This is a genomic window from Rathayibacter sp. VKM Ac-2857 (assembly GCF_013205025.1).
Taxonomy (GTDB): Bacteria; Actinomycetota; Actinomycetes; order Actinomycetales; family Microbacteriaceae; genus Rathayibacter.
The window spans coordinates 1573983-1596917 of record NZ_JABMLE010000001.1; the positions used below are offsets into that span (position 1 = coordinate 1573983).

Consider the following 22935-nt stretch of genomic DNA (forward strand, 5'->3'; position numbering starts at 1 on the left):
GCTAGAGTGACGAGTCGCCGGGCCCTGCCGGCGCCCACCACGGCCGTTCACCGGCCCCGCAGCACCCCCTGCACCACCCCCAGTCCGCCCACCCGAGGAGAGCGCACGCGTGTCGACCACTGGCATTCCCGATCCGCAGGAGTGTCACGACACCTCTCCCTCCGCGCCCGTGCACCTCACCCGCCGAGAGGCCCGCGCTGCTGAGGCCGCCGCCGCCGCACGGACCACCGACGTGGCGGAGCCCGTCACGGCTCCTCGTGCCGTGATCGCTCCTCGCGCTGCGACCGCCCCGCGCACAGCCGCGGCCGCCCCGCGCACTGCCGCGACCCCGCGCACGCCGGCCGCACCGCAGCCCGCCCGCACCGGCTCGCTCAGCCGCCGCACCCTCGGCTTCGCCACCTTCTCGATCGTCGGCGGCCTCTTCGCCACCGCCGCGCTCCCCGCGTACGGCGCCCGCAGCACCGCGGCCACCGCGGGCGGCACCGCCGCGAACCGGGTCGGCCTGCAGAACCTCACCGTCTCCTCGGAGGCGGCCGGCCAGACCGCCGTCCGCGACGCGTTCGCCGCGCCGACGCAGGCGCAACTCGACGAGGCCAGCCGCCAGGCCGCCGTGCTGCAGAACGCGAACGGCGGCGGCTTCAGCACCGTGCAGACCCGCGCCGTCGGCGACGACTACCCGTGGCCCTACGAGACGATCGACGACAACGGCGGCGGGCTCTCCCCGCTCGGCTACTACTACCGCGAGTGCGTCGACTTCGTGGCCTGGCGCCTCAACCGCGACGCCGGCGCGACCGCCGCGCCGTGGAAGTACACCTGGGGCAACATCACCCCGATGGGCGGCAGCGCCTGGGAGTGGCCGGACAACTGGGCCGCCAAGGGCTGGGCCACCAGCGCCGTGCCGATCGTCGGCTGCGTCGCCTGGTGGACCTACAACCACGTCTCCTACGTGCAGCAGGTCAACGGCGACGGCACCGTCCTCCTCGAGGAGTACAACTACGGCGGCCGCCACAGCTACGTCACCCGCACCTTCCCCACGGCGCAGGTCCCCCTCTTCCTCTACCCGCCGGCCCTGTAGCGGCGCGGATCGCTCACCGCCTTCGTGCGGAGCCGTCCCTGCTGATCGAGTAGCCCGCGCGGCGGGCGTATCGAGATCCACCACCGCCATCAGGACGAGTCTGCAGACCCGCCGTGCTGACGGTGGGCGGGTCTCGATACGCCCCTGCGGGGCTACTCGACCAGCATGACGGCGTCCCCCAGCACCCGGACGCGAAGCGAAGAACATGCTGATCGAGTAGCCCGCGCAGCGGGCGTCTCGAGATCCATCAGCGACACCAGGACGAGTCTGCAGACCCGCCGTGCTGACGGTGGGCGGTCTCGATACGCCCCTGCGGGGCTACTCGACCAGCATGACGGCGTCCCCCAGCGCCGAGACGCGAAGCAGAGTTCATGCTGATCGAGTAGCCCGCGCAGTGGGCGTATCGAGATCCACCACCGCCGGAAGACGAGTCTGCAGACCCGCCGTGCTGACGGTGGGCGGGTCTCGATCCGCCCCTGCGGGGCTACTCGACCAACAACAGGGCTCTGCCCCTCACTGAGTCCCGAAGCCGTCCCCACCGTCTTCGCTCTATGCCGACTCGGCGGCGGGAGTCGCATGCAGAGTCACCGTGACGCTCACGTCCTCCTCCGGGACGTTCAGGAAGAGCGCGGCGACCTCGCGGGCGACGGCGTCCACCTGGTCGACAGTCCGCGCCTGCCCCACGGTGTCGAGTTCGGGGATCGTGATGAGCCACCAGCGTCCGTCCCGCTCGGCGGTCGCTGCAAGGACGTGTCTGGTCATCGTCATCTCTCCGTCGCCGTTCCCGCCGTCATCCGCGATCGTCTCGCTGAGCAGACCGATGACGCCCGCCGAGAAGTAGACCCGTCCAGGCTCATCGGAAGAAGAGCCGTGCAGGAGATGGCGCGGGACGGCTGCTCCCGCCTGCTCGGCCCCGGACCGAGAAGTCTCAGAGCGCGCGGCGTCCACCCGGGGAGTCGCTCACGCCGCGAACGGGTGCACGACTGAGGCCGGGAGGCCCGATCCGCGGGAGAACAGGTCGATTCGGCGGATCCAGCCTCAGTTGCGCGCGGGGACGTCCTCGAGGACGGCCAGGAGGGCGGCGAACGCCGGGGTCCGGGGGTCGATCGGGGCGTAGTGGTCCGCCTCCGGGAGTTCGACGAGGCGTGCGGACGGGTGCGTGGCGCAGTAGCGGCGGCTGTAGTCGACCGGGACCTCGGCGTCGCGGTCGCCGTGCAGCAGCGCGGTCGGCATCGGCGGGGCGGGGAGCTGCGCGGGGTCGAGGTCGCCGAGCGGGCCGTCCGGGCCCAGCAGCTCCGCGACGGCGCCGTCGCCCAGCCGCTCGTCCGCGGCGGCGCGCAGGTCGACGACTCCGGCGAGCGACACGACGGCGTCGACGTGCGGCGACGGGTGCGCGGCCTGCGACCACAGCGCGAGATGGCCGCCGGCCGAGTGGCCGACGAGCACGGTGCGCGGGCGCTCCTCCGCCGGGATCAGCCGCGGGAGCGCCGCGATCGCCGCGAGGACGTCGTCGAAGGTGCCCGGCCGTCCTCCGCCCTCGTCGCCGACACGCCGGTACTCGAGCAGCAGCACCGACCAGCCGGCGTCGGCGAGCGCGGCGGCCAGCGGACGCGCGTGGCTCCGGTCCCAGCGCGCGCGCCAGAAGCCGCCGTGCACGAACAGCACGAGATCCCGCCCCGAGCCGCGGTAGAGCTCCGCGATCTGCTCCGGCGCCTCGCCGTAGCGGAGCACCCGGTCGGCCTCGCGCGCGGCGAGGTCGAGGACCCCGCTCACGCTCCCCCGTGCACCTCTCGGGACTCGCGCGCCCCCTCGACGAGCAGGTCGCGCACCGCCAGCACCACGGTCTCGACCTCCGCGAAGGAGGTGGAGAGCGGCGAGAGGCCGAGGCGGATGCCGCTGGGCGTGCGGAAGTCCGGGATGATCCCGCGCTCCCAGAGCACGGGCACCATCGCGGCGAAGTCCGGGTGGTCGACGGTGATGTGACCGCCGCGGCGCGCGGGCTCGCGGGTGGTCGACAGCTCGACGCCGAGCGGGGCGAGGTGCTCGTCGAACAGCTCGACGGCGAAGGCGGTCAGCGCGATCGACTTCGTGTGGATCGCGGGCAGGCCCGCCTCCTCGATCAGGTCGAGCATCGCCTGCATCGCGAGCATCCCGACGATCGGCGGCGTCCCGCTGAGGAAGCGCCGGATGCCATCGGCGGGGTCGTAGGCGTCCCCCATCCGGAACGAGTCCTTGACGCCCATCCAGCCCTGGATCGGCTGGGCGGCGCCGGCGATCAGCTCGCGGCGCACGTAGAGGAAGGCGGGCGCGCCCGGCCCGCCGTTGAGGTACTTGTAGGTGCAGCCCGTGGCGAGATCCACGCCCCAGGCGTCGAGCTCGATCGGCAGCACGCCGACGGAGTGGCAGACGTCCCAGAGCACCAGCGCACCGTGCTCGTGCACGATGTCGGTGATCGCCGGGACGTCGGCGGCGTAGCCGGAGCGGTAGGCGACCTGGCTCAGCACGACCACGGCCGTGTCGGCGCCGACGACGGCGCGGACGTCCTCGGGCGTGACTCCGGAGCCCGACTCGGTCTCGATCCAGCGGATGCTCGCGCCGGTCTCGGCGGCGATGCCCTCGACCACGAAGCGGTCGGTCGGGAAGTTGCCGCGGTCGATGACGATCTCGGAGCGGTCGGGCCGGGCGGTCAGCGCGGTGCGGATCAGCTTGTAGAGCGAGACCGTGGTGGAGTCGCCGACGACGACCTGGCCGGGAGCGGCGCCCAGCACGGAGCGGCCGAGGCGGTCGCCGAGCGTCAGCGGGAGCTGGAACCAGCTGTCGTCCCAGCCGCGGATGAGGCGGTTCCCCCACTCCTGCTCGACGAACGCGGCGTAGCGCTTCGTCAGGACCTTCAGCGGGCGGCCGAGCGAGTTGCCGTCGACGTAGGCGGGCAGCGCCGGGTCGTCCGCGCCGACGAAGCGCGAGCGGTAGCCGGCGAGCGGGTCGAGGCGGTCGAGCTCGGCCGCGGAGGAGCGGACGGTCTGGTCGAGGGCCACGGCGGCCCTCCTCTCGTGTGGGGCGCGGATGCGGGGGGGGTGCTCCGGCGTGGGACGCCAGGGGAGCTCCACAGTCGCACGATCCGCCCTCGCGGGACAGCACTCGCGCGAGGATGGTCGGATGACCTCCTCCGCAGCGCCCGTCGACCGCCGATCGCGCCTGCTGCCGAGTCTCGGAGTCGGCGTCGCAGCCGGTCTGCTCGGGCTGCTGCCGTGGCTGCTGACCGGGCTGCGGCTGCCGGTGCAGAACCTGTGGGCGGTCGAGGTGCTGCCCGAGGAGATGCCGCTCGCGCTGCTGCCGCTCGCCCCGTCGAGCGTGACGGAGATCGTCTCCGTGATCGTGACCGGGTCGGCGCTGGCCGGGCTCGCGGCGCGCGTCGGACGCTCGCGCGGCATCGGCCCGCTCGGCGCCGTGCTCGGGGTGGTCGGCGTGCAGGCGGTCGCGCTGGTGCAGTCGGCGGTGACCGTGTCCGGGGGGCTGCGCGAGGGCCCTGCGTCAGGGCTCTACCTGGGGGTGCTCGTGGGCGGCGCGGGTGCCGCGATCCTCGTCGGCGCGCTGCTCCTGGTGCTCATCGCGCGGGCGCCGCGGGCAGGGGCGGCGTTCGCGATCGCGCTGGCCGTGGTCGCGGCCGGCGGCTGGCTGACCCGGGTCGTCGCTCCGCTCAGCGCGGACGGGTCGGCGCCCGGCCTCGCGCTGCTGAACGCGGTGCAGTGGCTGCCGGGGATCCTGGCCGGTCTCGCCCTCGCCTGGTGCGGGGTCCTCTCCGTCGGCCGGGTGATCGCCTGGGTCGCGAGTCTCGCTGTGCTCTGGGCCGGACCGGTGCTGGTCACCGCTGTCTCCGCCGCCACCAACACGCGGGTGCTGGTCCGCCATCCGCTCGAGATGCTCGACTACGCGCAGGCCGTGTTCACCAGCGCGCTGATGCTCCCGGCCGTGTCACTCCGCACGCCCGGGACCGCCCTCGTGGTCGCCGCCCTCGGCGTCGCGGCCCTCCGCGCCTGGCACGCCCGCCGGGCGAGGTGAGCATGCTGGTCGAGTAGCCGCGCTCTCTTCGCCGGTGGAGTAGCCGCGCTGTTCCTGCTGGTCGAGTAGCCGCGCAGCGGCGTATCGAGACTGTGTCTGCGGTGGTGGATCTCGATACGCCCTCTGCGAGGGCTACTCGATCAGCATGAAGGGACCGCTCCGCGGGCTACTCGATCAGCATGCTCGGTGCGGGAGGGGTCAGGACTCGAACCAGCCTCGGGGGTGGTGGTCGGCCGTCAGCGGCGTGCGCTCGCGCTTGGGGCGCGCCCACTGCACGGCGTTGGCCAGCACCCGCTTGATGTCGGGGTGGTGGTAGACCGGGTAGTCCTGGTCGCCGGGCGAGAAGTAGAACACCTTGCCGAGGCCCCGGGTGTAGGTCACTCCGGAGCGGAACACCTCGCCGCCCGAGAACGTCGAGAGGAACACCGTCTCCTCCGGCACCGGGATGTCGAAGTACTCGCCGTACATCTCCTGCTCGGGGATGACGATCGGGCTCGGCACGCCCTCCGCGATCGGGTGCGTCGGTGCGATCGTCCAGACCAGCTCGCGGTCGTGGTCGTTCCGCCACTTGAGCGAGCAGGTCGTGCCCATCAGCGCCTGGAAGATCTTCGAGTAGTGCCCGGAGTGCAGGATCAGGATGCCCATCCCCTCCTGCACGTGCCGCAGCACCCGCTGCACGACCTCGTCCGACACCTCCGGGTGCGCGATGTGCGCCCACCAGAGCAGCACGTCGGTCTTCGCCAGCGCCTCCTCGGTCAGCCCGTGCTCGGGCTCGGGGAGGGTCGCGGTGCGCACCGAGACCGCGTCGCCGAGCGACTCGGTCAGGCCGTCGGCGATCACGCGGTGGATGCCGTCGGGGTAGTGCCGCATCACGGTCTCGTCGCCGCGCGTCTCGTGGCGGAACTCGTTCCAGACCAGGACCTCGAGGGGTGCGCTCATGCGACCGCGACCTCCTTCTTCTCGGCGGCGGAGCGGTAGATCGCGTCGACCACCCGGCTGCGGTGCAGCGCGTAGTCGCCGTAGTGGCCGGCGTAGCGGGGGCCGTCGGCGGGAGCGTCGGCGCCGGAGGCGATCGCGGCCAGGAACTCGGCGATCACCGAGCGGTGGTGCCCGGCGGGCACCGGCACGTCGGGGCGCGAGACGGTGGGGGCGCCGGCGACCTCGGAGTAGAACGTGAGCGTCCCCTCCGTCGCGTAGTCGGCGACGTGCAGGCGGGCACCGCCGGCCGAGCCGAGCAGCTCGACCTCGATATCCTCGTGCACCTTGGAGTAGCTGGCCCAGGAGGCGTCGAGCTGCAGGCTGCGGCCGTTGTCGAGGCGGAGAAGCGCGCTGGAGAAGTCCTCGACCTCGAAGGCGTGCGTGCCGGTGGCGGCGACGCCGTGCGGGCGTCCGCCGCGGCCGGAGCGGCCGATCTCGCCGTACGCGACGGCGGAGACGCTGGTCACCCGGGGCTCGCCGAGCAGGTGCAGCGCGATGTCGAGGACGTGCGAGCCGAGGTCGATCAGCGGACCGCCGCCGGCGAGCTCCTTGCTGGTGAACCAGGAGCCGATGCCGGGGATGCCGGTGCGCCGCTGCCAGCTCGCGCGAGCGTGGTAGATCTCGCCGAGCGGAGCGTCGTCGAGGTAGCTGCGCAGGTAGGCGACGTCGGCGCGGCGGCGGTGGTTGTAGGCGATCTCGAGGACGCGGTCGTTCGCGCGGGCGGCCTCGACCATCTCGGCCGCGAGCTCGGCGGTGGTCGCGAGCGGCTTCTCGCAGAAGACGTGCTTGCCGGAGGCGAGCGCTGCGACGGCGATCGGGTGGTGCAGGTGGTTGGGCACGCCGATCGAGACGACGTCGAGGTCGTCGCGGGCGACGAGCTCCTCCCAGTCGGCGTAGAGGTCGGGGACGCCGCGGCTGGCGCCGAGCTCGCGCAGGCGCTCCTCCTCCTGGCCGGCGAGCGCGACGACGCGCGCACCGGGGAGGGCCTGGAAGGCGTCGAGGTGGGTGGTGCCGGCGAAGCCGAGGCCGACGACGCCGACGCGCAGCTCCCCCGGGATCTCGGTCGTGCCTGTGTTCTCGGTCATGCCGTCGAGCCTAGTCGAATTGATTCGACTCCTCGATAAAGTGACCGTCCGCGGAGCGTCTCCCGCGCCCGTCCGCTACAGCTCGTGGCGCTCGTCGGCCGGGGCGCGCAGCAGGAGCTTGCAGTCGACCGGCGGCGAGGTCAGCGTCGCGCCGGAGGGAGTGGTCGCCGTGAACACACCGGAATCGCGGATCCAGCCCGCCTCGAGGTCGTCCGCGGTGACCGTCCGGTTCTCGTCGACGAGCCGGTACTCGCCCCCCGTCTCGATACGGGCGTCCTGCCGGCCGAACCCGGCGAGCGAGACCGTGAGCGGGACGTCGCCGGTGTTCGCGAGGACGGAGGTGATCCGGATCGGCGTGCCGACGGTGACCGGCCGGCCCGCCTCCAGGACGAGCTCGGCGCGGACGGTGACGGTGAGCTCGGGATGCTCGGCCGCCGGGGCGGACACGACCGCCGGCGGCGCGGGGGTGGCGGGCTCGGCGGCGTGGGCGGCGGTCGACGCGGTGCCGGCCGTGACGAGGATCAGAGTGACGCCGGCGGCGGCGAGGCCGGTCGCGGAGGAACGGCCGCCGGTGCGCGCGACGCGGGGACGAGAGGACATGGATGCTCCTTGAGGGACGCGGTTCGGGCTCGGGGCGGAGCGCCCACAGCGTTGCAGAGGGAGCGGCCGGGTGTCTCCTTTCTGACGCGCACCGGTCGGATCGGCGGAGATCGTGCGGCGGGGGTCTCGATGGGCGGCCTGCGGCGGCTGCTCCGCGGGGCGCATCGAGACCCGCCGTCTCGAACACGATGGATCTCGATACGCCCGCTCCGCGGGCTACTCGATCAACATGCAAGCGCCCACTCCGCGGGCTGCTCGATCAGCATGGAGGGGACCAGCAGGACACATGGGGATCCGCGCATCATGCTGGTCGAGTAGCCCCGCAGGGGCGTATCGAGACCCACCGTCGTGAGCAGGGTGGATCTCGATACGCCCGCTTCGCGGGCTACTCGATCAACATGCAAGCGCCCGCTCCGCGGGCTGCTCGATCAGCATGGCTCGATCAGCAGGGAGGCGTCAGTCCGTGCGCTGCAGGCGGACCGCGATGTACTCGCGGCCCGGCAGGTCGATGCGGAAGCGGCCCGAGTAGGTGCCGGGCAGCCGCTCGACCGTCATGGCCCAGGTGTCGAGGACGTCGACCGTGTACGAGACGTCGGGCTCGAGCAGGAAGCGGCGGTAGGTGGGGCGGTCGAAGCCGAAGTAGTAGAGGTAGTACTCGCCCTCGACGCCGGCGCGCGGCACGTCCCAGTCGAGCGGGATCGGCTCGAGGCCGCGAGCGGGCCCCTCGGCCAGCACCGACTCCAGGAACGCGATGCGCGCGGGGCTCGTCCCCCGCAGCTCGCCGCCCTTCGACCACCAGAGCACGTCGTCCGGGTGCACATAGGTCTCGCCGTGCCCGACGTAGCCGCCGCGCAGCGCGCCCTCCCAGAACCGCCGCACCAGCTCCTCGCCGGTGATGTTGCCCCAGCCCTGGTCGATGTCGCCCTCGTAGGCGCACTCGTCGATCACCACCGGCTTGCCCCAGCGCCGCCACTCCGTCGTCATCTCGGCCGTCTTGTAGACGTCCTGGCGCTGGATGCTGGCGTGCGTGATCCACGGGCGGGAGTGGTCGTAGAACTCGCGGCAGTTGTGGATCGACAGCAGGTGCTGCGACGGGTCGTCCTCCCCCACGATCCGGGCGAAGCGCTCCCAGTCCTCCTCCGTCTTCTCGAACAGCAGGTCGTACTCGTTCGCGAGCGACCACCAGACGTTCGCGAACGAGGCGAGCCGCGCCACGGCGTAGCGCACGTAGCGGTCGTCGGCGACGGCGTCCATCGTCGAGAAACCCCAGCGGTCGTAGGCGTGGAAGAGGATCAGGTCGGCCTCGATGCCGAGCTCGCCGAGCTCCTCGATCCGCCGCTCGAGGTGCGCCCAGAACTCCGGATCGAAGCGCTGCCAGTCGAACCCCGCCGCCGGCGAGCCCTCGAACGGGTAGAGCTCCGGCTCGTTCTCGTTGAAGAGGTACGACTTCGGGAAGACGCACATCCGCATCTTCGTGAAGGGGGCGGTGGCGAGCGAGGCGAGCGTCCGCTCCTCCAGCTCGTCGCCCTGGTGCGTCCAGGCGTAGGAGGTGGTGCCCAGCGGGCGGTGCCGGGTGCCGTCGGCGTGCGCGAAGTGGAAGGTGTCGGCCACCCGGACCGGGCCGTGCCGCCCCTCCACCGCCGCCGTCACCGAGACGGAGCCGGTGACGCCGTCGAGCGAGCGGGCACTGCTCGAGGTGGTCCAGGCGTACTCGCCGGTCGCCTCGGGCATCCAGCGCAGCCGGTACACGCCGTCCCCGTCGTAGAAGCCGGGCACGCGCACCGAGCCGTCGGGCCCGTCGACGATCGCCGAGAGCGCGACGTCGACGAACGGGTTGCCGTGCGCGGGCCCGCGCAGCTCGATCTCGAAGCGTCCGAAGACGGAGGCGGTGGCCGGTGCGGACACGCCGGCCGAGGCGAGCGGGACGTCCGCGCCCTCGTAGTCGCCGGACGGCTCGACGTACCGCTCCTGCTCGCGGACCGGGGCGGGCTCCTCGGTCGGGATCGCGGCGACCTCGGCGAGCAGCGCCTCGCGCTCGGCCGCGTCGAGCGACTCCTCCGTGTCGACGACGAGCCCGATCGGGTAGCCGTGCAGCGTGTGCAGGATCGAGGAGTGCACCAGCCCGGGGAGGCGGCGCTCGACGATCGCGTGCCCCCGCGGGTCGCGGAGGACCTCGTACAGGCGCGTCTCGCGCGAGAACCGCTCGGCGGTGTCGGTGGTGTGCGGCACGGTCAGCCCTTCACGGCGCCGGCGAAGGCGCCCTCGACGAAGTAGCGCTGGAACATCAGGTAGACGATCAGCACGGGGAAGACGGACATGATGGTGAAGGCGTTCAGCGGCCCGTACGAGCTGGTGAACTGCGACTGGAAGCCCTGCAGCGCGAGCGGGATCGTCCACGAGTCCTGGCTCTGCAGCAGGGCGAGCGCGATGGAGTACTCGTTCCAGGTGGAGACGAAGTCGAGGATGAACAGCGCGGCGAGGGCCGGGCGGGCCAGCGGCAGGATGATCGTCAGGAACAGCCGCCAGTTGCCGGCGCCGTCGATCCGCGCGCTCTCGTCGATCTCCTCCGGGATCTGCCGGAAGAAGCCGTAGAGGATGAAGGTCTGGTAGGGCAGGCCGAAAGCGATGTACGGCAGGATGATGCCGAAGTTGCTGCTCAGCAGCCCCAGCCCGTTGATCACCTGGAACAGCGGGGCGATCGCGACCTGGATGGGCACCATCGCGCCGAGCGCGATCACGCCCATCAGCAGGCGCTGCCGGCGGAACCGCATCCGGGCCAGCGCGAAGGCGGCGGCCGCCGAGATGAACAGGCCGATCGGCACCTTGAACAGCGCGATGATCAGGCTGTTGCCGCCCGCGGTGAGCAGGTTGCCGCGGTCGAGGGCCTCGACGTAGTTGCCGAAGTCGGGCGACCACGGCGGCACGAAGGCCGGCGTGCTGAAGATGTCGGCCTCGCTCTTGAGCGACGTGAAGACCATGAAGATCAGCGGGACCGCCCAGATCAGGACGGCGAAGACCAGCGCGATCCACAGGCCGATCCGGATGTAGTCGCGGCCGCCGACCGGGCGGCGGGTGCGCTTGACCGGCGCGACCAGGCCGGGCGCGCTGGTCGGGATGCTCGTGACGCTCATGAGTTCTTCTCCTGACGAGCCGTCCACACCATGTACGGGACGACGATGACGAGGGTGATCACGAGCAGGACCGTGGCGATCGCGTTGCCCTGGCCGTACTCGTGGTTGTTGAAGGACTGCTGGAACGACCACAGCGCGAGCACCTGCGTCTGCTGCGCGGGGCCGCCGCCGGTCATGCCGACGATCAGGTCGAACACCTTGATCGAGTTGATGATCGTGAGGACCACGACGATGACCGTGGTCGGCCGCAGCGCCGGGATCGTCACGTTGCGGAACACCTGCCAGGCGTTCGCGCCGTCGAGCCGCGCCGCCTCGACATGGTCGGGCGAGACGCTCTGCAGGCCGGCGAGGAAGAGCACCATGTTCGTGCCCGCGATCTGCCAGACGAAGGCCGCGAAGATCGAGTAGAGCGCGAGGTTCTTGTCCCCGAGCCACTGCACCTCGGCCAGCCACGGCAGGTCGAACAGCTGGGCGAGGTTCACGCCGACGCCGTAGTTGGGGTTGTACATCCAGCGCCACATGTTCGCGATGGCGATCGGGGCGAGCACGCCCGGGATGTAGAAGAGCGAGCGGAAGGCGTTGCGCCCGAACAGCGGGCGGTTGAGCGCCAGCGCCATCACGAGGCCCAGGCCGACGGGGATGAACAGCGAGAGCACCACCCAGATCAGGGTGTTCGAGAACGCGGTCCAGAACACCGGGTCCTGGGTGAAGATGCGCACGTAGTTCTGCAGGCCGACGAAGACCTGCGGAGCGCCCTGGAACCCGGACCACTCGAAGAAGCTGAGCCGCACCGACTCGAGCGAGGGGCCGACCACGAAGACGAGGTAGGCGGCCAGCGCCGGCGCCAGGAACGGCAGGGCGGCGAGGAAGCCGGTGCCGCCGAAGCGGGCGAGGGCCCGGCGGCGCGGGTGCTTGGGCCGCGGCTGCTCCGGGGCGGCCCGCCGCGGGCGGGCGGGGGTGGATGTCGTCATGTCGGACCTCTCGGACGTCTCGGACACGGGGATGCTCGGGCACGGGGGCGCGGGGCGGAGGAGGCGCGGCCCCCTCCGCCCGCGGCGTCACTGCTGGTCGATGAACGTCTGGAACTCGGCGCCGGCGTCGGCCGGGTCGAGCTCGCCGGTCGCGACCAGGTTCTGGATGCGCCAGTACTCCGTGGTCTGCGACTGCGAGAGGTTCTGGTCGTTGTTCATGTAGACGCCGGTCGCCGCCTCGGTGATCGGGTTCCAGAGGGCGTCGAAGGCGCTCTGGTCCTCGGGGGCGACGTCGACGTTGACCGAGCGGCTGCCGAAGGTGGCGATGAACTTCGCCTGCGCCTCGGGCGAGGTCAGGTAGTCGAGGAACTTCGCGGCCTCGTCGGGGTGCTCGGAGTTCGCGGAGATGTAGTTGTTCTCGTTGAAGCCGTAGATGCGGTCGGTGCCCGTGGGGAAGGCGAAGATGCCGACCGAGTCCTCGGACATCCCGGCGTCGCGGATCTGCTGGTTGAACCAGTCGCCCTCGATCGCCATGGCCGCCTTGCCGCCGAAGAAGAGCGAGCTCGACTCGTCGTTGTTGATCGAGATGAAGCCGCTGTTGACGTAGTCCTTCGTCCAGGTGGCGAACTCGGTGAAGGTGTCGGTGACGCAGGACTCGTCGGCCCAGCTCGCCTCGCCGGTGACGAGGGCCTGGTAGCCGTCGGCGCCGCACTCGGTCTCGAGCAGGCTGTCGAGCAGGCGCATCACGTGCCAGTTGACGGTGCCGCCGAACTCGAACGGGGTGATGCCCGCGTCCTTCAGCTTCCCGGCGTCCTCGACCAGCTCGTCGTAGGAAGTGGGCGCGGCGTCGATGCCGGCCTGCTCGAAGAGGTCCTTGTTGTAGAAGACCGCCTCGGTGCGCTGGGTGTAGGGGACGCCGTCGTAGCCGCCGTACTGGGTGACGGTGGACATCGTGGTGTCGGAGAAGCGGTCGGCCCAGCCGTACTCGTCGTAGTACTCCTTCAGGTCCAGGCTCGCGCCGGCGTCGATGAACTCGCCGCCGAGACCGGGGCCGGCCCAGGAGAAGAAGAGGTCGGGGGCGCCGCTCGTGCCCAGCGTGGTGCGGAGCGCGTCCTTGTGCGCGTCCACCGCCCGCTGCTCGACCTTGACGGTGATGTCGGGGTTCGCCTCCTCGAAATCGCTGACGATCTCGTTGATCGTCGCGTTCGCGGAGTCGGCCGACTCGGTGAGCTTGAACCAGGTGATCTCGGTCTTGCCGCCGGAGTCACCGCCGCTCGCGGAGCAGCCGGCCAGGCCGGCGAGGAGGAGGGCGCCCGTGGCGAGGGCGACGGATCGGGTCAGAGCACTGGAACGGGTCAGAGCACGCATCTTCGCGTCCTTTCGCTGCTCGACATCGCAGCAGCGCGACATCGACGTCGGATCCGCCGAACGGGGCCGGGACTGGAGCTCCAGCGGCGGTGGATGAGGGATACGTTATCGATAACACATTCGCGCGACAATGCGCGCAACCGGTTGATAGGTCACGATCGGGTAACGCGGAGCGGCCGGAATCGGCTCAGTAGAGTGAGCGGGTCGCCGCCAGGGAGGGAGCCTCGATGTCGAGCACGTCCCCGCCCCGCGCACGGCCGAGCATGGCCGACGTCGGGCGGCACGCCGAGGTCTCGGCGCAGACCGTCTCCCGCTTCTTCACCGGTGGCTACGTCGCTCCGGCGACGCGCGTGCGCATCGAGGCGGCGATCGCCGAGCTCGGCTACCGGCACAACCGCGTCGCCAGGAACCTGCGGGTGCAGCGGACCGACACGGTCGGCTTCCTCGCGATGGGGCCGCTGAACTACGGGCACTCCGAGCTGCTGACCGGGGTGAGCCGGGCGGCGCGCGCCGAGGGGCTCTCGCTGATCACGGCACTGCTCGAGGTCGGGCCGGACGCCCCCGGGGCGCGCGAGGAGATGCGGCACGCGGTCGACAAGCTGCTCTCGTTCCAGGTCGACGGGATCATCGTCGGCACGCCCTACGGCGGGCTCGACGAGCTGGTCGAGTACATCGCCGCCTCCGTGCCGGTCGTGACGCGGTCGGAGCGCGGCGGCCCGGCCGGCGACTCCACCTACGCGGACTCCTACGGCGCCGGCTATCTCGGCACCCGGCACCTGCTCGAGCTCGGGCACCGGCGGATCCTGCACCTCGCCGGGCCCGGCGACCGCAACGAGGCCGTCGACCGCGAGCGCGGCTACCGGGCGGCGCTGACGGAGGCGGGGGTCGCCCCGCTCGAGGTGCTGCGCTGTGCCGAGTGGGACGCGGAGTCGGGCGCCGCGCAGGGCCGGTCCGTCGATCCGGAGTCGTTCACCGCGGTCTCGGCCGCCAACGACCAGATCGCGCTCGGCTTCCTCCGCGCGATGGCCGAGCGCGGCCGGACGGCGCCCGGCGACTACTCGATCGTCGGCGTCGACGACATGCCGGACTCCGCGTACTACTCGCCCCCGCTGACGACGATGCACCTGGACCACCAGCTGCTGGGCGAGAAGGCCCTGCAGATGCTGGCCGCGCGCATCCGCACCGGCGAGCGCCAGGAGCGGACGGCGGTCACCGCCCGCCTGGTGCTGCGCTCGTCGACGGCACCGCTGCGCTGACCGCGGGGTCTCGATACGCCGCTGCGCGGCTACTCGACCAGCAGGGGAAGAGCCGCCTGCCTCATGCTGATCGAGTAGCCCTCGCAGAGGGCGTATCGAGATCCACCACCGTCAGAACCAGGGTCTGCAGACCTGCCCTCTTGAGGACGCCGGGTCTCGATACGCCCCTGCGGGGCTACTCGACCAGCATGACTGCAGCCGTCGCTGCGAATCGATTCATGCTGATCGAGTCAGCAGGTGTCCCTCAGTCGCGCGCGCGGTCCGCGGCGGAGAGGCGGGCGAGCAGCTCGGCCAGGTCGCGGCGGACGACGGGGGCCTCGAGCGCGTCGCGGTCGGCGGCGTCGTAGGCCGCGGCGAACGCCTCGAGCTGGCGGTGGAGCTCGGTGCGCGCGGCTCCGCGGGCGACGGGCTCGAGGCGCTGCGCCAGGCGGAGGCCGGCGCGGACGACGAGCGGCTGGTCCAGCGCGTAGGCGCGGAGCGCGAGGTAGACCTCGGCGAGCAGGTCGGCGGCGGTCGGCCAGCTGCACCACAGCCGGGCGACGCCGTCGACGTCGCGGAAGCGGGTGCGCGGGCCGTCGCTGCCGCAGAGCTCCACGAGCGCGCCGGTCAGGGCGTCGAGAGCGCTGACGGCGGTGTACGGGTCGTTCGTGCCGGTCGCGAGGCCGCGGACGCCGATCTCGACGACCTGCTGCACGGCGTAGCGGAGGTCCTGGTGCGGGGTGCGCGCGTCGGCGATCACGACCGCGGCGAGCGCCGCCTCCTCGAGGTCACCCCCGCCGACGAGCTCGAGCACGGGATCGCCGGCCAGCACGTGATCGCCGGGCTGGGCGAGCACCCGCAGCACCGCGTCGTGGCGGGCGCCGAGCGCGACCAGGCGCTCGATCTCGAGCTGCTCGACGTAGCCCGCGCGCGGGGCGGCGAGCACGACGCCGCCGGCGGGGAAGGGCTCCTCGCGCGGGTCCCGCTCCCCCTCGCCCGACAGCTCCGCGATGACGTCCTCGAGCTCGCCGAGCACGCGCTTCTGCAGCGTGGTCACCTGCACCGACAGCGCGATGTGGTGGATGAAGTAGACGAGCACCGCGACGTCGCCGACCGCCAGCACCACCGCGAAGCCGACCGCGACGACCGGCACGAAGGCGAGGGTCGCGTCCTCCTCGGTGTGCACCGAGCGCAGCACGATCAGCGAGTAGAGGAACGTCGAGGTCAGCACCGCCAGGACGACCTGGTTGCCGCGGTCGGCCATGAAGTTGCGGACCAGGCGCGGCCCGTAGGCGGAGGACGTGGTCGCGAGGACGGAGATCGTGATCGAGAACGAGGTCGCGGCGACCCCGAGCATCGTGCCGCCGATCGCGGAGAGGATCGCCCGGCCGCCGGTCGCGGAGAGGTCCTCGACGAGGGGCAGGTCCTGGATGCCGGCCCGGATCAGCAGCCGGTCGAGCTCGATGAGGCCGAAGGCCAGGGCGATCGCGAGGATCCCGAAGAGGGTGGGCAGGAACCAGAACGATTCGCGGGCGTGCAGGAGCCGGGAGCGCATCCTCGAAGGCTAGACGGGCGGGCGGTGGGCGGGCCTCGATACGCCCTGCGGGCTACTCGACCAGCGTGGGCCTCGGAGAGGGCGGATCGACATCAGCACTTCTGCAGGACGTGGGTCTCGATGCGCCGCTCCGCGGCTACTCGACCGGCATGTGCCGCCGCTGACCGCGCGGGCCTCGCAGGGGCGACCGCTTCATGCTGATCGAGTAGCCCGCGCAGCGGGCGTATCGAGATCCACCGCTCCGCGAGGAAGGGCTACGGGACGATGACGGCGCGGCCACGGACCGTGCCGGCGTGCAGGTCGGCGTAGGCGCGGGGCGCGTCGGCGAGGGCGTACTGCTGCACCTCGACGTCGATCCGGCCGGCCTTGGCGAGCTCGAAGACCTCGATCAGCTCGCTGCGGGAGCCCCAGTAGGGGATGCGCAGGGCCGCGTCGTAGGCGATGGTGCCGAAGCCGACGGTCGCCTGACCGCCGCCGATGCCGACGATGGTCACGTCCGACTCGACGGCGGCGACCGCGGTGGCGGTGGCGATGGTCGGGCCGGCGCCGACGAAGTCGAAGACGGCGTCCGCGCCGAGCCCGCCGGTGATCTCGCGGATCTTCTCGGCCGCGGAGGCGTCGCTGATCAGCGTGACGTCCGCTCCGACGTGCTTCGCCAGCTCGAGCTTCTCCTCGCTGATGTCGAGCACGATCACCGTCGCTCCCGAGAGCGCCTTGAGGATCTGGATGCCGACGTGGCCGAGCCCGCCCGAGCCGATGACGACGGCGTAGGTGCCCGCGCCGAGCTTCGGGAGGCTGCGCTTGATCGCGTGGTACGGCGTGAGGCCGGCGTCGGTGAGCGAGACGTTCTTCACCGGGTCGAGGTCGCCGATCGGGATCAGGTGGCGGACGTCGTCGACGATCATGTACTCCGCCATCGAGCCCTGGCTGCCGAGGCCGGGCGGGCGGATGCCCTCGGCGGCGGCGTTAGTGCAGTAGTTCTCCGCGCCGCGCGAGCAGTTGAGGCAGTGGCCGCAGCCCCACGGTCCGTAGACGGCGACGGCCTCGCCGATCTGCAGGCCGGTCTCGACGCCCGGGCCGAACTCCTCGATCACGCCGGCGCCCTCATGGCCGAGCGTCAGCGGCAGCGGGTACTGCTGGGCGAGGTAGTCCTCCTCGGGGAGGCTCATCACGTAGTCGTCGGAGTGGCAGACGCCGGCCGCGGTCACCCGCAGCAGGATCTCGCCAGGGCCGGGCACGGGCTTCTCGATCTCGACGACCTCGGGGGCCTGTCCGACGGTGGTGTAGCGCAGTGCCTTCACGGTTCCTCCTTCGCCGGGCCGCGCTCCGCGCAGTCCGACATCTGTCTGCTATCGGGTGCCCTCCAGTATCCGCCGCTCTGCGTCGGCGCGCTCCGAGCGCCGGGGAGGGTTGACCTCGGCGCTCGCGCAGGACGAGGTCCGAGCCGTGGTGTATCCATGGGGTGGCCGGGAGGCCGACCACCCCGGGACGACGGAAGGCGCTCGACATGGCACCACCGCGCAGGAAGGCGACGCTCGAGTCCGTCGCCGAGCGCGCCGGCGTCTCGCTGAAGACGGCGTCGAACGCGGTCAACGGCACGGGCCGGATGGCCGAGAGCACCCGGGAGCGCGTCCGGGCGGCGGTCGAGGAGCTCGGCTACACGGTGAACGTCGCGGCCCGGAACCTCACCCGAGGCCGGACCGATGCGGTGACCCTCGCGGTGCCGACCCTCAAGGCGGCCTATCTCGCCGAGCTGGCCGAGGCCGTCATCGAGACCGCCCGCGACATGGACCTCGCGGTCTCCGTGACGACCTACCCCGACGACGGCGGCGACGGCTCGCGCCGGCTGCTCCAGCGCTTCAACGCGCAGCTCACCGACGGACTGCTGCTCTCGCTGTCCGAGCACGAGACGCTCGACCGCTCCGCACTCGACGTCGAGTACCCCCTGGTCTGCCTGGGCACCCGGGACACCTACGAGCTGGTCGACCGGGTGACGACCGACGACGTCGCCGACGCGCGCGCCGCCACGGCCCACCTCCTCGAGCGGGGCAGCACGACCCTCGCCGTCGTGGGCGCGCACGCCCCCTTCGACGCCGGGCTGATCGGCTCCGCTCGCGAGGGCAACGCGGAGCTGCGGCTGCGCGGCGTCTTCGAGGAGCTCGCCGCCGCGGGCCGGACGCTCGACCCGCGGCTGGTCGGCGTCACCGGCTACGACTGGACGATCGGCTCCGGCTTCCGGGTCGCCCGCCGCCTCGTCGAGGCCGGAGTGCCGTTCGACGGCCTGGTCTGCTTCAACGACGTCCTGGCCACCGGAGCGATCTCGGCGCTGCGCGAGGGCGGCCGGCGCATCCCCGACGAGGTGCAGGTGATCGGCTTCGACGACGTCGAGGAGTCGGCGTTCCTCTCTCCACCGCTCACCTCGATGGACTCGCGGATCGAGTGGATCGCCCGCACGGCGCTCGAGCGGCTGGTCGCGCGGATCGACCGCGTCGACGCTCCCGCGACAACGCTCTTCGCCCGGTCGCAGGTCGTCGCCCGCGGCACGACACGCTGATCAGCGAAAAGTCTCCTTGCCCTCACAGGATCCTCCAGGCTAGATTCGCGTTCGTGGTACAGCGCTGTACCACGGTGGACCTGCGATGACGGAGGCACTTCATGACGCGAACGACGACGAGGCGGCTCCCCGCCCTGATCGCTGCTCTGCTCGCCGGGCTGCTCGTGCTCGCCGGCCAGTCGCCCCTCGCCGGGCAGACCGCCGAGGCAGCCGAGACCCGGACGACGACGGTCGCCTTCACCGCGACAACGACCGTCCGCGGCACGCCAGACGCCACCTTCTACGAGGGCGCCTGGTCGAAGAGCAGCACCCACACCTGGGCCTCCGACGGCGCGGCCTTCGAGATCGCCTTCACCGGCGAGACGGTCGCACTCTCGGGCCGGAAGGCCACCACGAACGGCACCGCCGACGTCTTCGTCGACGGCGTGAAGATCGGCTCGGCCGACTACCGCGGCGCCCGGTCGACCACGACGGTCCCGATCGCGAGCTTCACCGGACTCGCCCCCGGCGACCACGTCCTCCGGGTCGTCACGGTCGGCTTCATCAACCACGCGTCCGCCGAGTTCACCAGCACCGTGCTCGTCGACGAGCGCGCCCGCCTCGCCGCCGCGCTCGACCGGGTGGGCGCCCTCGGCGCTCCCGACTTCACCGCCTCCTCCTGGGCCCCCTTCTCGGCCGCCGTCGCGACCGCGACCGCCGCCCGCGACGACGCCGGCTCGACCGACGCCGCCCTGCTGGCCGCCCGCAGCGCCCTCGAGACGGCCGAGACCGGCCTCGTCCGGATCTCCGGGCTGCGCGAGCGGCTCGACGAGTACCGCACTCGCGTCCCCTCCGCCTACACCGCCGCGTCCTGGGCACCGTTCGCCGCGGCGACCGTCAGCGCGGGCGAGGTCCTCGACGACTCCGCAGCGAGCGCCGCGGCCGTCGTCGCCGCGAAGAACGGCCTGCAGACCACGGCCGCCGCTCTCGTCCCGCTCGCCGACGGCACCCTCCAGACCGTCGAGAACAACCGGTTCTGGCTCGACACCGCGGGCGATCCGATCTTCTCCCAGGGCGGCGGGATCTTCCGCTTCGGCGACCGCTACTACTGGTACGGCGTCGAGTACACCGGCTCGCAGCTCTACTATGACTCCCCGACCCGCACCTACACCCGGGCCGGCGAGGGCGACTTCGTCGCAGTCACCGCGTACTCCTCCGAGGACCTCGTGAACTGGACGTTCGAGAACGACGTCGCCACGAAGGACACCGCGCTGCACATCCCGGCCTCGAAGGACGTCACCGGCACCTACTTCTCGGACATGGACACCCTCGCCGACGCGGTCTGGATCGGCCGGCTCGGCGTCGCCTACAACGAGCAGACCGGGAAGTACGTCCTCCTCACCCAGTTCGAGAGCCCCGACCCGGCCCGCGTCACCAACGCCGGAGTCCTCTTCCTCAGCGGGGACTCTCCCGTCGCCGACTTCGAGTACGCGAACCTGCAGACCCACATCCCCGGCGTCTACCGGAACCCGAGCAAGCCCGGCTGGGAGCAGGGCACCGGCGACCAGACCGTCTTCACCGACGACGACGGCGCGGACTACCTCGTCTTCTCCTACCGCGACGGCCGCAGCCGCACCTACGTCGGCCGGATCAGCGACACCGACTCGCTCTCGGTCGAGACGGCCGTCGAGGTCTACCGCGGCGCCGGCCGCGAGGGCAACGCGATGTTCAAGCTCGACGGCCAGTACTACGTCGCGAGTTCGGACCTGCACGGCTGGAACACCTCGCAGACCTACCTCGTGCGCTCGCTCGAGGGCCGGATCCAGGGGCCCTACTCGAGCATGTACGTGCTCCCCGGCACCGAGAAGGACTACAGCCACGTCACCCAGAGCGGCTTCTTCCTGACGGTGCAGGGCACCGAGCAGGACACCGTGATCTACGCCGGCGACCGCTGGGCCGACTTCGCCTGGAACGGCCTCGGCTACAACCAGTGGCTGCCGCTCAGCGGGACCGGCGCGGACGTGCGCTTCAACTCTCTGAGCGAGTGGGACCTGAACGCCCGCTCCGGCGAGTGGCAGGTGGGCGCCGGCAACAACTGGATCCTCAACCCGGACTTCGCCGCCGACCGGATCCCGGTGACCACGGTCACCGGCTGGACGCAGACCACCGACGCCTCCTCGACGACCACCGGCTTCGTCTCGAACCCCTCGCCCGGCGCCGACGGCTCGCGCTTCGCGCTCCGGCTCGGTGCGGCGCAGGCCTTCTCGGGCGGCGTGCAGCAGCAGAACGACGTCCCCGCGGGCGTCTACACCCTGTCGCTCCGCGCGGACCGGCCGGGCGGACTGGACTCCGCGCGGATCGTGGTGACCGGTGCGGACGGCGTCGAGCACCGCACCGAGATCCCCGCGACCAGCGGCTGGGCCGACGTGCGCTCGGCGGAGTTCTCGCTGCCGGCCGGCACCACCACGGTCGCGATCCTCGCGAGCGGCCCCGGCGGCGGGAGCCTGACAGTCGACGCACTGGCCCTGCGCCGCCAGGCCGCGGCCTCCTGGTCCGCGGGGTCCGTCTACCGGCAAAGCGACACGGTCCTCTTCCAGGGCTCGCTCTGGCGGGCCTCGTGGTGGACCAGCAACCAGACCCCCGGCGACCCGAACGGCCCGTGGCAGCAGCTCTCGACCGCGCCGGACGGCACCGCGGTCTGGACGGCCTCGCGCATCTTCGACACCGGCGACGTCGTCGTCCACCAGGGCCAGCGCTACCGCGCGAAGTGGTGGACGCGCAACCAGGCCCCGGGCGACCCGTACGGGCCCTGGCAGCCGCTCGGCTGAGCCCGAGCGCCCCCTCCTCTTTCCCTTCCGCAGCACCACTGCATTCCGCAGCACCACTGCACTTCCCACACAGCACCCCCACCCACACAGAAGGAACGAATCCGTGCGAAGAAGCTCCAAGAAGTTCACGACCGTCGTGGCCGTCTCCCTGCCCCTCGTCCTCGCGCTGAGCGCCTGCGCGGCCGGCGGCGGCGGTGGCGGCGGGAACGACGCCGGCGGAGGCGACGGCGACGAGACGCTCAGCGTCTGGGCCTGGGACCCGGTGTTCAACATCGCGGCCCTCGAGGAGGCCGAGAAGATCTACCAGAAGGACCACCCGGACTTCAAGCTCGACATCATCGAGACCCCCTGGGACGACCTGCAGCCCAAGCTGACCACGCTGGCGCAGTCGCAGCAGTACGGCGAGCTGCCCGACGTCTTCCTGATGCAGAACAACGCGTTCCAGAAGAACCTCGTCAACTACCCGGAGATCTTCAGCGAGCTGCCCGAGGACGCCGTCGACTTCTCGGAGTTCCCCGAGGCCGTCGCCGCCTACTCCACCGTCGACGACGTGCACTACGGCGTGCCGTTCGACTCCGGAACCGCGGTCACCGCGCTGCGCACCGACGTCCTCGAGGCGGCCGGCTACACGATCGACGACTTCACCGACATCACCTGGGAGGAGTTCCTCACCAAGGGCAAGGACGTCCTTGCGAAGACCGGATCGCCGCTGCTCTCGGGCCAGGCCGGCTCCTCGGACATGATCATGATGATGCTGCAGAGCGCCGGAGCCAGCCTCTTCGACGACGAGGGCAACCCCACCATCACCGACAACGACGCGCTGCTCGCCGCGATCGACGTCTACAAGCAGCTCGTCGACTCCGGCGTCTTCGTCGAGGTCAACTCGTGGGACGAGTACCTCGGCACCTTCGTGAACGGCTCCGTCGGCGGCACCATCCAGGGCATCTGGATCGTCGGCTCCATCCAGACCGCCGAGGACCAGGCCGGTGACTGGGCGATCACGAACGTCCCCTCGCTCGACGGCATCTCCGGCGCGACCAACTACACGGCCAGCGGCGGATCGTCCTGGGCGATCAGCGCGAACGCCGACGTCGACCTCGCGGCCGACTTCCTCGCGTCGACCTTCGCCGGCTCGACCGAGCTCTACGACACGATCCTGCCGAAGTCCGGCGCCGTCGCGAACTGGCTGCCCGCCGGCTCCTCGACCGCCTACGAGCAGCCGAACGAGTTCTTCGCCGGCCAGCCGATCTTCGCCGAGGTCGCCGAGTTCGGCGCCGAGGTGCCGAGCAACAACACCGGCGCCTACTACTACGAGGGCCGCGACGCCGTGAGCGCCGCGATCACGCAGATCATCGGCGGTGCGGACCCCGCCTCGGCGCTGGAGGAGGCGCAGAAGAACGTCGAGTTCGCCATGAGCTAGGGCTCACCGCGAGCCGGCGTCGCCGAGACCCGACGTCACCGCGAGCCGGCTCGCACCTCGGGCCGGGGAGGACTCCTCCTCCCCGGCCCGTCCCTCC

The 22935-nt window shown here is 71.7% G+C and carries 18 protein-coding genes; 6 read left to right on the plus strand and 12 right to left on the minus strand.

The window, feature by feature from the left end:
* Window positions 1-109 precede the first annotated feature (109 nt).
* Window positions 110-1075: a CHAP domain-containing protein gene (locus tag HQQ86_RS21990; RefSeq protein WP_173287404.1), complete on the plus strand. Its 966-nt coding sequence runs from the start codon at window positions 110-112 to the stop codon at window positions 1073-1075.
* Window positions 1076-1624: 549 nt separating this feature from the next.
* Here the strand turns inward: HQQ86_RS21990 and HQQ86_RS07355 are convergent.
* The 3 genes from HQQ86_RS07355 to HQQ86_RS07365 form a co-directional block, all read right to left on the minus strand.
* Window positions 1625-2023, minus strand: coding sequence for a hypothetical protein (locus tag HQQ86_RS07355; RefSeq protein ID WP_173287405.1), 399 nt, complete (start codon window positions 2021-2023; stop codon window positions 1625-1627).
* Between the two features lie 90 nt (window positions 2024-2113).
* Window positions 2114-2848, minus strand: a complete 735-nt coding sequence (locus tag HQQ86_RS07360; RefSeq protein WP_173287406.1) for an alpha/beta fold hydrolase — start codon at window positions 2846-2848, stop codon at window positions 2114-2116.
* Window positions 2845-4110 (minus strand): kynureninase, encoded by a 1266-nt coding sequence (locus tag HQQ86_RS07365; protein WP_367948572.1) that lies wholly within the window; start codon window positions 4108-4110, stop codon window positions 2845-2847. Before HQQ86_RS07365 ends, HQQ86_RS07360 begins: the two co-directional genes overlap by 4 nt.
* Before the next feature lie 121 nt (window positions 4111-4231).
* Between HQQ86_RS07365 and HQQ86_RS07370 the strand changes: the two genes are divergently transcribed.
* Window positions 4232-5134 carry a hypothetical protein gene (locus tag HQQ86_RS07370; protein WP_254071794.1) on the plus strand — a complete coding sequence of 301 codons (903 nt, stop codon included), beginning with the start codon at window positions 4232-4234 and terminating at the stop codon, window positions 5132-5134.
* A 198-nt stretch (window positions 5135-5332) separates the two neighbouring features.
* Here the strand turns inward: HQQ86_RS07370 and HQQ86_RS07375 are convergent, their stop codons facing one another.
* The 7 genes from HQQ86_RS07375 to HQQ86_RS07405 all read right to left on the minus strand — a co-directional run bounded on the left by HQQ86_RS07375 (window position 5333) and on the right by HQQ86_RS07405 (window position 13267).
* Window positions 5333-6073: a ThuA domain-containing protein gene (locus HQQ86_RS07375; RefSeq protein ID WP_123705721.1), complete on the minus strand. Its 741-nt coding sequence runs from the start codon at window positions 6071-6073 to the stop codon at window positions 5333-5335.
* Window positions 6070-7197 carry a Gfo/Idh/MocA family protein gene (locus tag HQQ86_RS07380; protein ID WP_173287409.1) on the minus strand — a complete coding sequence of 376 codons (1128 nt, stop codon included), beginning with the start codon at window positions 7195-7197 and terminating at the stop codon, window positions 6070-6072. The genes HQQ86_RS07375 and HQQ86_RS07380 overlap by 4 nt, the downstream gene beginning before the upstream one ends.
* 75 nt (window positions 7198-7272) lie before the next feature.
* Window positions 7273-7797: a hypothetical protein gene (locus tag HQQ86_RS07385; protein ID WP_173287410.1), complete on the minus strand. Its 525-nt coding sequence runs from the start codon at window positions 7795-7797 to the stop codon at window positions 7273-7275.
* A gap of 456 nt (window positions 7798-8253) precedes the next feature.
* A complete protein-coding gene (locus HQQ86_RS07390) occupies window positions 8254-10026 on the minus strand; it encodes a DUF5605 domain-containing protein (protein ID WP_367948573.1) in 1773 nt (590 codons plus the stop codon).
* A 2-nt stretch (window positions 10027-10028) separates the two neighbouring features.
* The gene (locus tag HQQ86_RS07395) at window positions 10029-10928 is read right to left on the minus strand and encodes a carbohydrate ABC transporter permease (RefSeq protein ID WP_173287411.1); all 900 of its coding nucleotides are present in this window, start codon (window positions 10926-10928) and stop codon (window positions 10029-10031) included.
* A complete protein-coding gene (locus HQQ86_RS07400; RefSeq protein ID WP_132435196.1) occupies window positions 10925-11899 on the minus strand; it encodes a carbohydrate ABC transporter permease in 975 nt (324 codons plus the stop codon). Before HQQ86_RS07400 ends, HQQ86_RS07395 begins: the two co-directional genes overlap by 4 nt.
* A gap of 87 nt (window positions 11900-11986) precedes the next feature.
* The gene (locus HQQ86_RS07405; RefSeq protein ID WP_173287412.1) at window positions 11987-13267 is read right to left on the minus strand and encodes an ABC transporter substrate-binding protein; all 1281 of its coding nucleotides are present in this window, start codon (window positions 13265-13267) and stop codon (window positions 11987-11989) included.
* Window positions 13268-13494: 227 nt separating this feature from the next.
* Here HQQ86_RS07405 and HQQ86_RS07410 point away from each other — a divergent pair, with 227 nt between their 5' ends.
* Window positions 13495-14523 (plus strand): LacI family DNA-binding transcriptional regulator, encoded by a 1029-nt coding sequence (locus HQQ86_RS07410; RefSeq protein WP_173287413.1) that lies wholly within the window; start codon window positions 13495-13497, stop codon window positions 14521-14523.
* A gap of 244 nt (window positions 14524-14767) precedes the next feature.
* Here the strand turns inward: HQQ86_RS07410 and HQQ86_RS07415 are convergent, their stop codons facing one another.
* On the minus strand, window positions 14768-16057 hold the full coding sequence (locus tag HQQ86_RS07415) for a DUF2254 domain-containing protein (protein ID WP_173287414.1): 1290 nt from the start codon (window positions 16055-16057) through the stop codon (window positions 14768-14770).
* 254 nt (window positions 16058-16311) lie between these two features.
* The gene (locus HQQ86_RS07420) at window positions 16312-17358 is read right to left on the minus strand and encodes an NAD(P)-dependent alcohol dehydrogenase (RefSeq protein WP_173287415.1); all 1047 of its coding nucleotides are present in this window, start codon (window positions 17356-17358) and stop codon (window positions 16312-16314) included.
* Window positions 17359-17564: 206 nt separating this feature from the next.
* Between HQQ86_RS07420 and HQQ86_RS07425 the strand changes: the two genes are divergently transcribed.
* The 3 genes from HQQ86_RS07425 to HQQ86_RS07435 all read left to right on the plus strand — a co-directional run bounded on the left by HQQ86_RS07425 (window position 17565) and on the right by HQQ86_RS07435 (window position 22838).
* A complete protein-coding gene (locus HQQ86_RS07425; protein ID WP_173287416.1) occupies window positions 17565-18611 on the plus strand; it encodes a LacI family DNA-binding transcriptional regulator in 1047 nt (348 codons plus the stop codon).
* A gap of 101 nt (window positions 18612-18712) precedes the next feature.
* On the plus strand, window positions 18713-21418 hold the full coding sequence (locus tag HQQ86_RS07430; protein WP_173287417.1) for a carbohydrate-binding protein: 2706 nt from the start codon (window positions 18713-18715) through the stop codon (window positions 21416-21418).
* 103 nt (window positions 21419-21521) lie between these two features.
* Window positions 21522-22838 (plus strand): extracellular solute-binding protein, encoded by a 1317-nt coding sequence (locus HQQ86_RS07435; protein ID WP_173287418.1) that lies wholly within the window; start codon window positions 21522-21524, stop codon window positions 22836-22838.
* Window positions 22839-22935 lie beyond the last annotated feature (97 nt).

Bases quoted from the DNA above. Each gene is read 5' to 3' on its own strand.
- HQQ86_RS07370 (WP_254071794.1), top strand. From the start codon at position 4,232: ATGACCTCCTCCGCAGCGCCCGTCGACCGCCGATCGCGCCTGCTGCCG.
- HQQ86_RS07375 (WP_123705721.1), bottom strand. From the start codon at position 6,073: ATGAGCGCACCCCTCGAGGTCCTGGTCTGGAACGAGTTCCGCCACGAG.
- HQQ86_RS07380 (WP_173287409.1), bottom strand. From the start codon at position 7,197: ATGACCGAGAACACAGGCACGACCGAGATCCCGGGGGAGCTGCGCGTC.
- HQQ86_RS07385 (WP_173287410.1), bottom strand. From the start codon at position 7,797: ATGTCCTCTCGTCCCCGCGTCGCGCGCACCGGCGGCCGTTCCTCCGCG.
- HQQ86_RS07395 (WP_173287411.1), bottom strand. From the start codon at position 10,928: ATGAGCGTCACGAGCATCCCGACCAGCGCGCCCGGCCTGGTCGCGCCG.
- HQQ86_RS07400 (WP_132435196.1), bottom strand. From the start codon at position 11,899: ATGACGACATCCACCCCCGCCCGCCCGCGGCGGGCCGCCCCGGAGCAG.
- HQQ86_RS07405 (WP_173287412.1), bottom strand. From the start codon at position 13,267: ATGCGTGCTCTGACCCGTTCCAGTGCTCTGACCCGATCCGTCGCCCTC.
- HQQ86_RS07410 (WP_173287413.1), top strand. From the start codon at position 13,495: ATGTCGAGCACGTCCCCGCCCCGCGCACGGCCGAGCATGGCCGACGTC.
- HQQ86_RS07415 (WP_173287414.1), bottom strand. From the start codon at position 16,057: ATGCGCTCCCGGCTCCTGCACGCCCGCGAATCGTTCTGGTTCCTGCCC.
- HQQ86_RS07425 (WP_173287416.1), top strand. From the start codon at position 17,565: ATGGCACCACCGCGCAGGAAGGCGACGCTCGAGTCCGTCGCCGAGCGC.
- HQQ86_RS07430 (WP_173287417.1), top strand. From the start codon at position 18,713: ATGACGCGAACGACGACGAGGCGGCTCCCCGCCCTGATCGCTGCTCTG.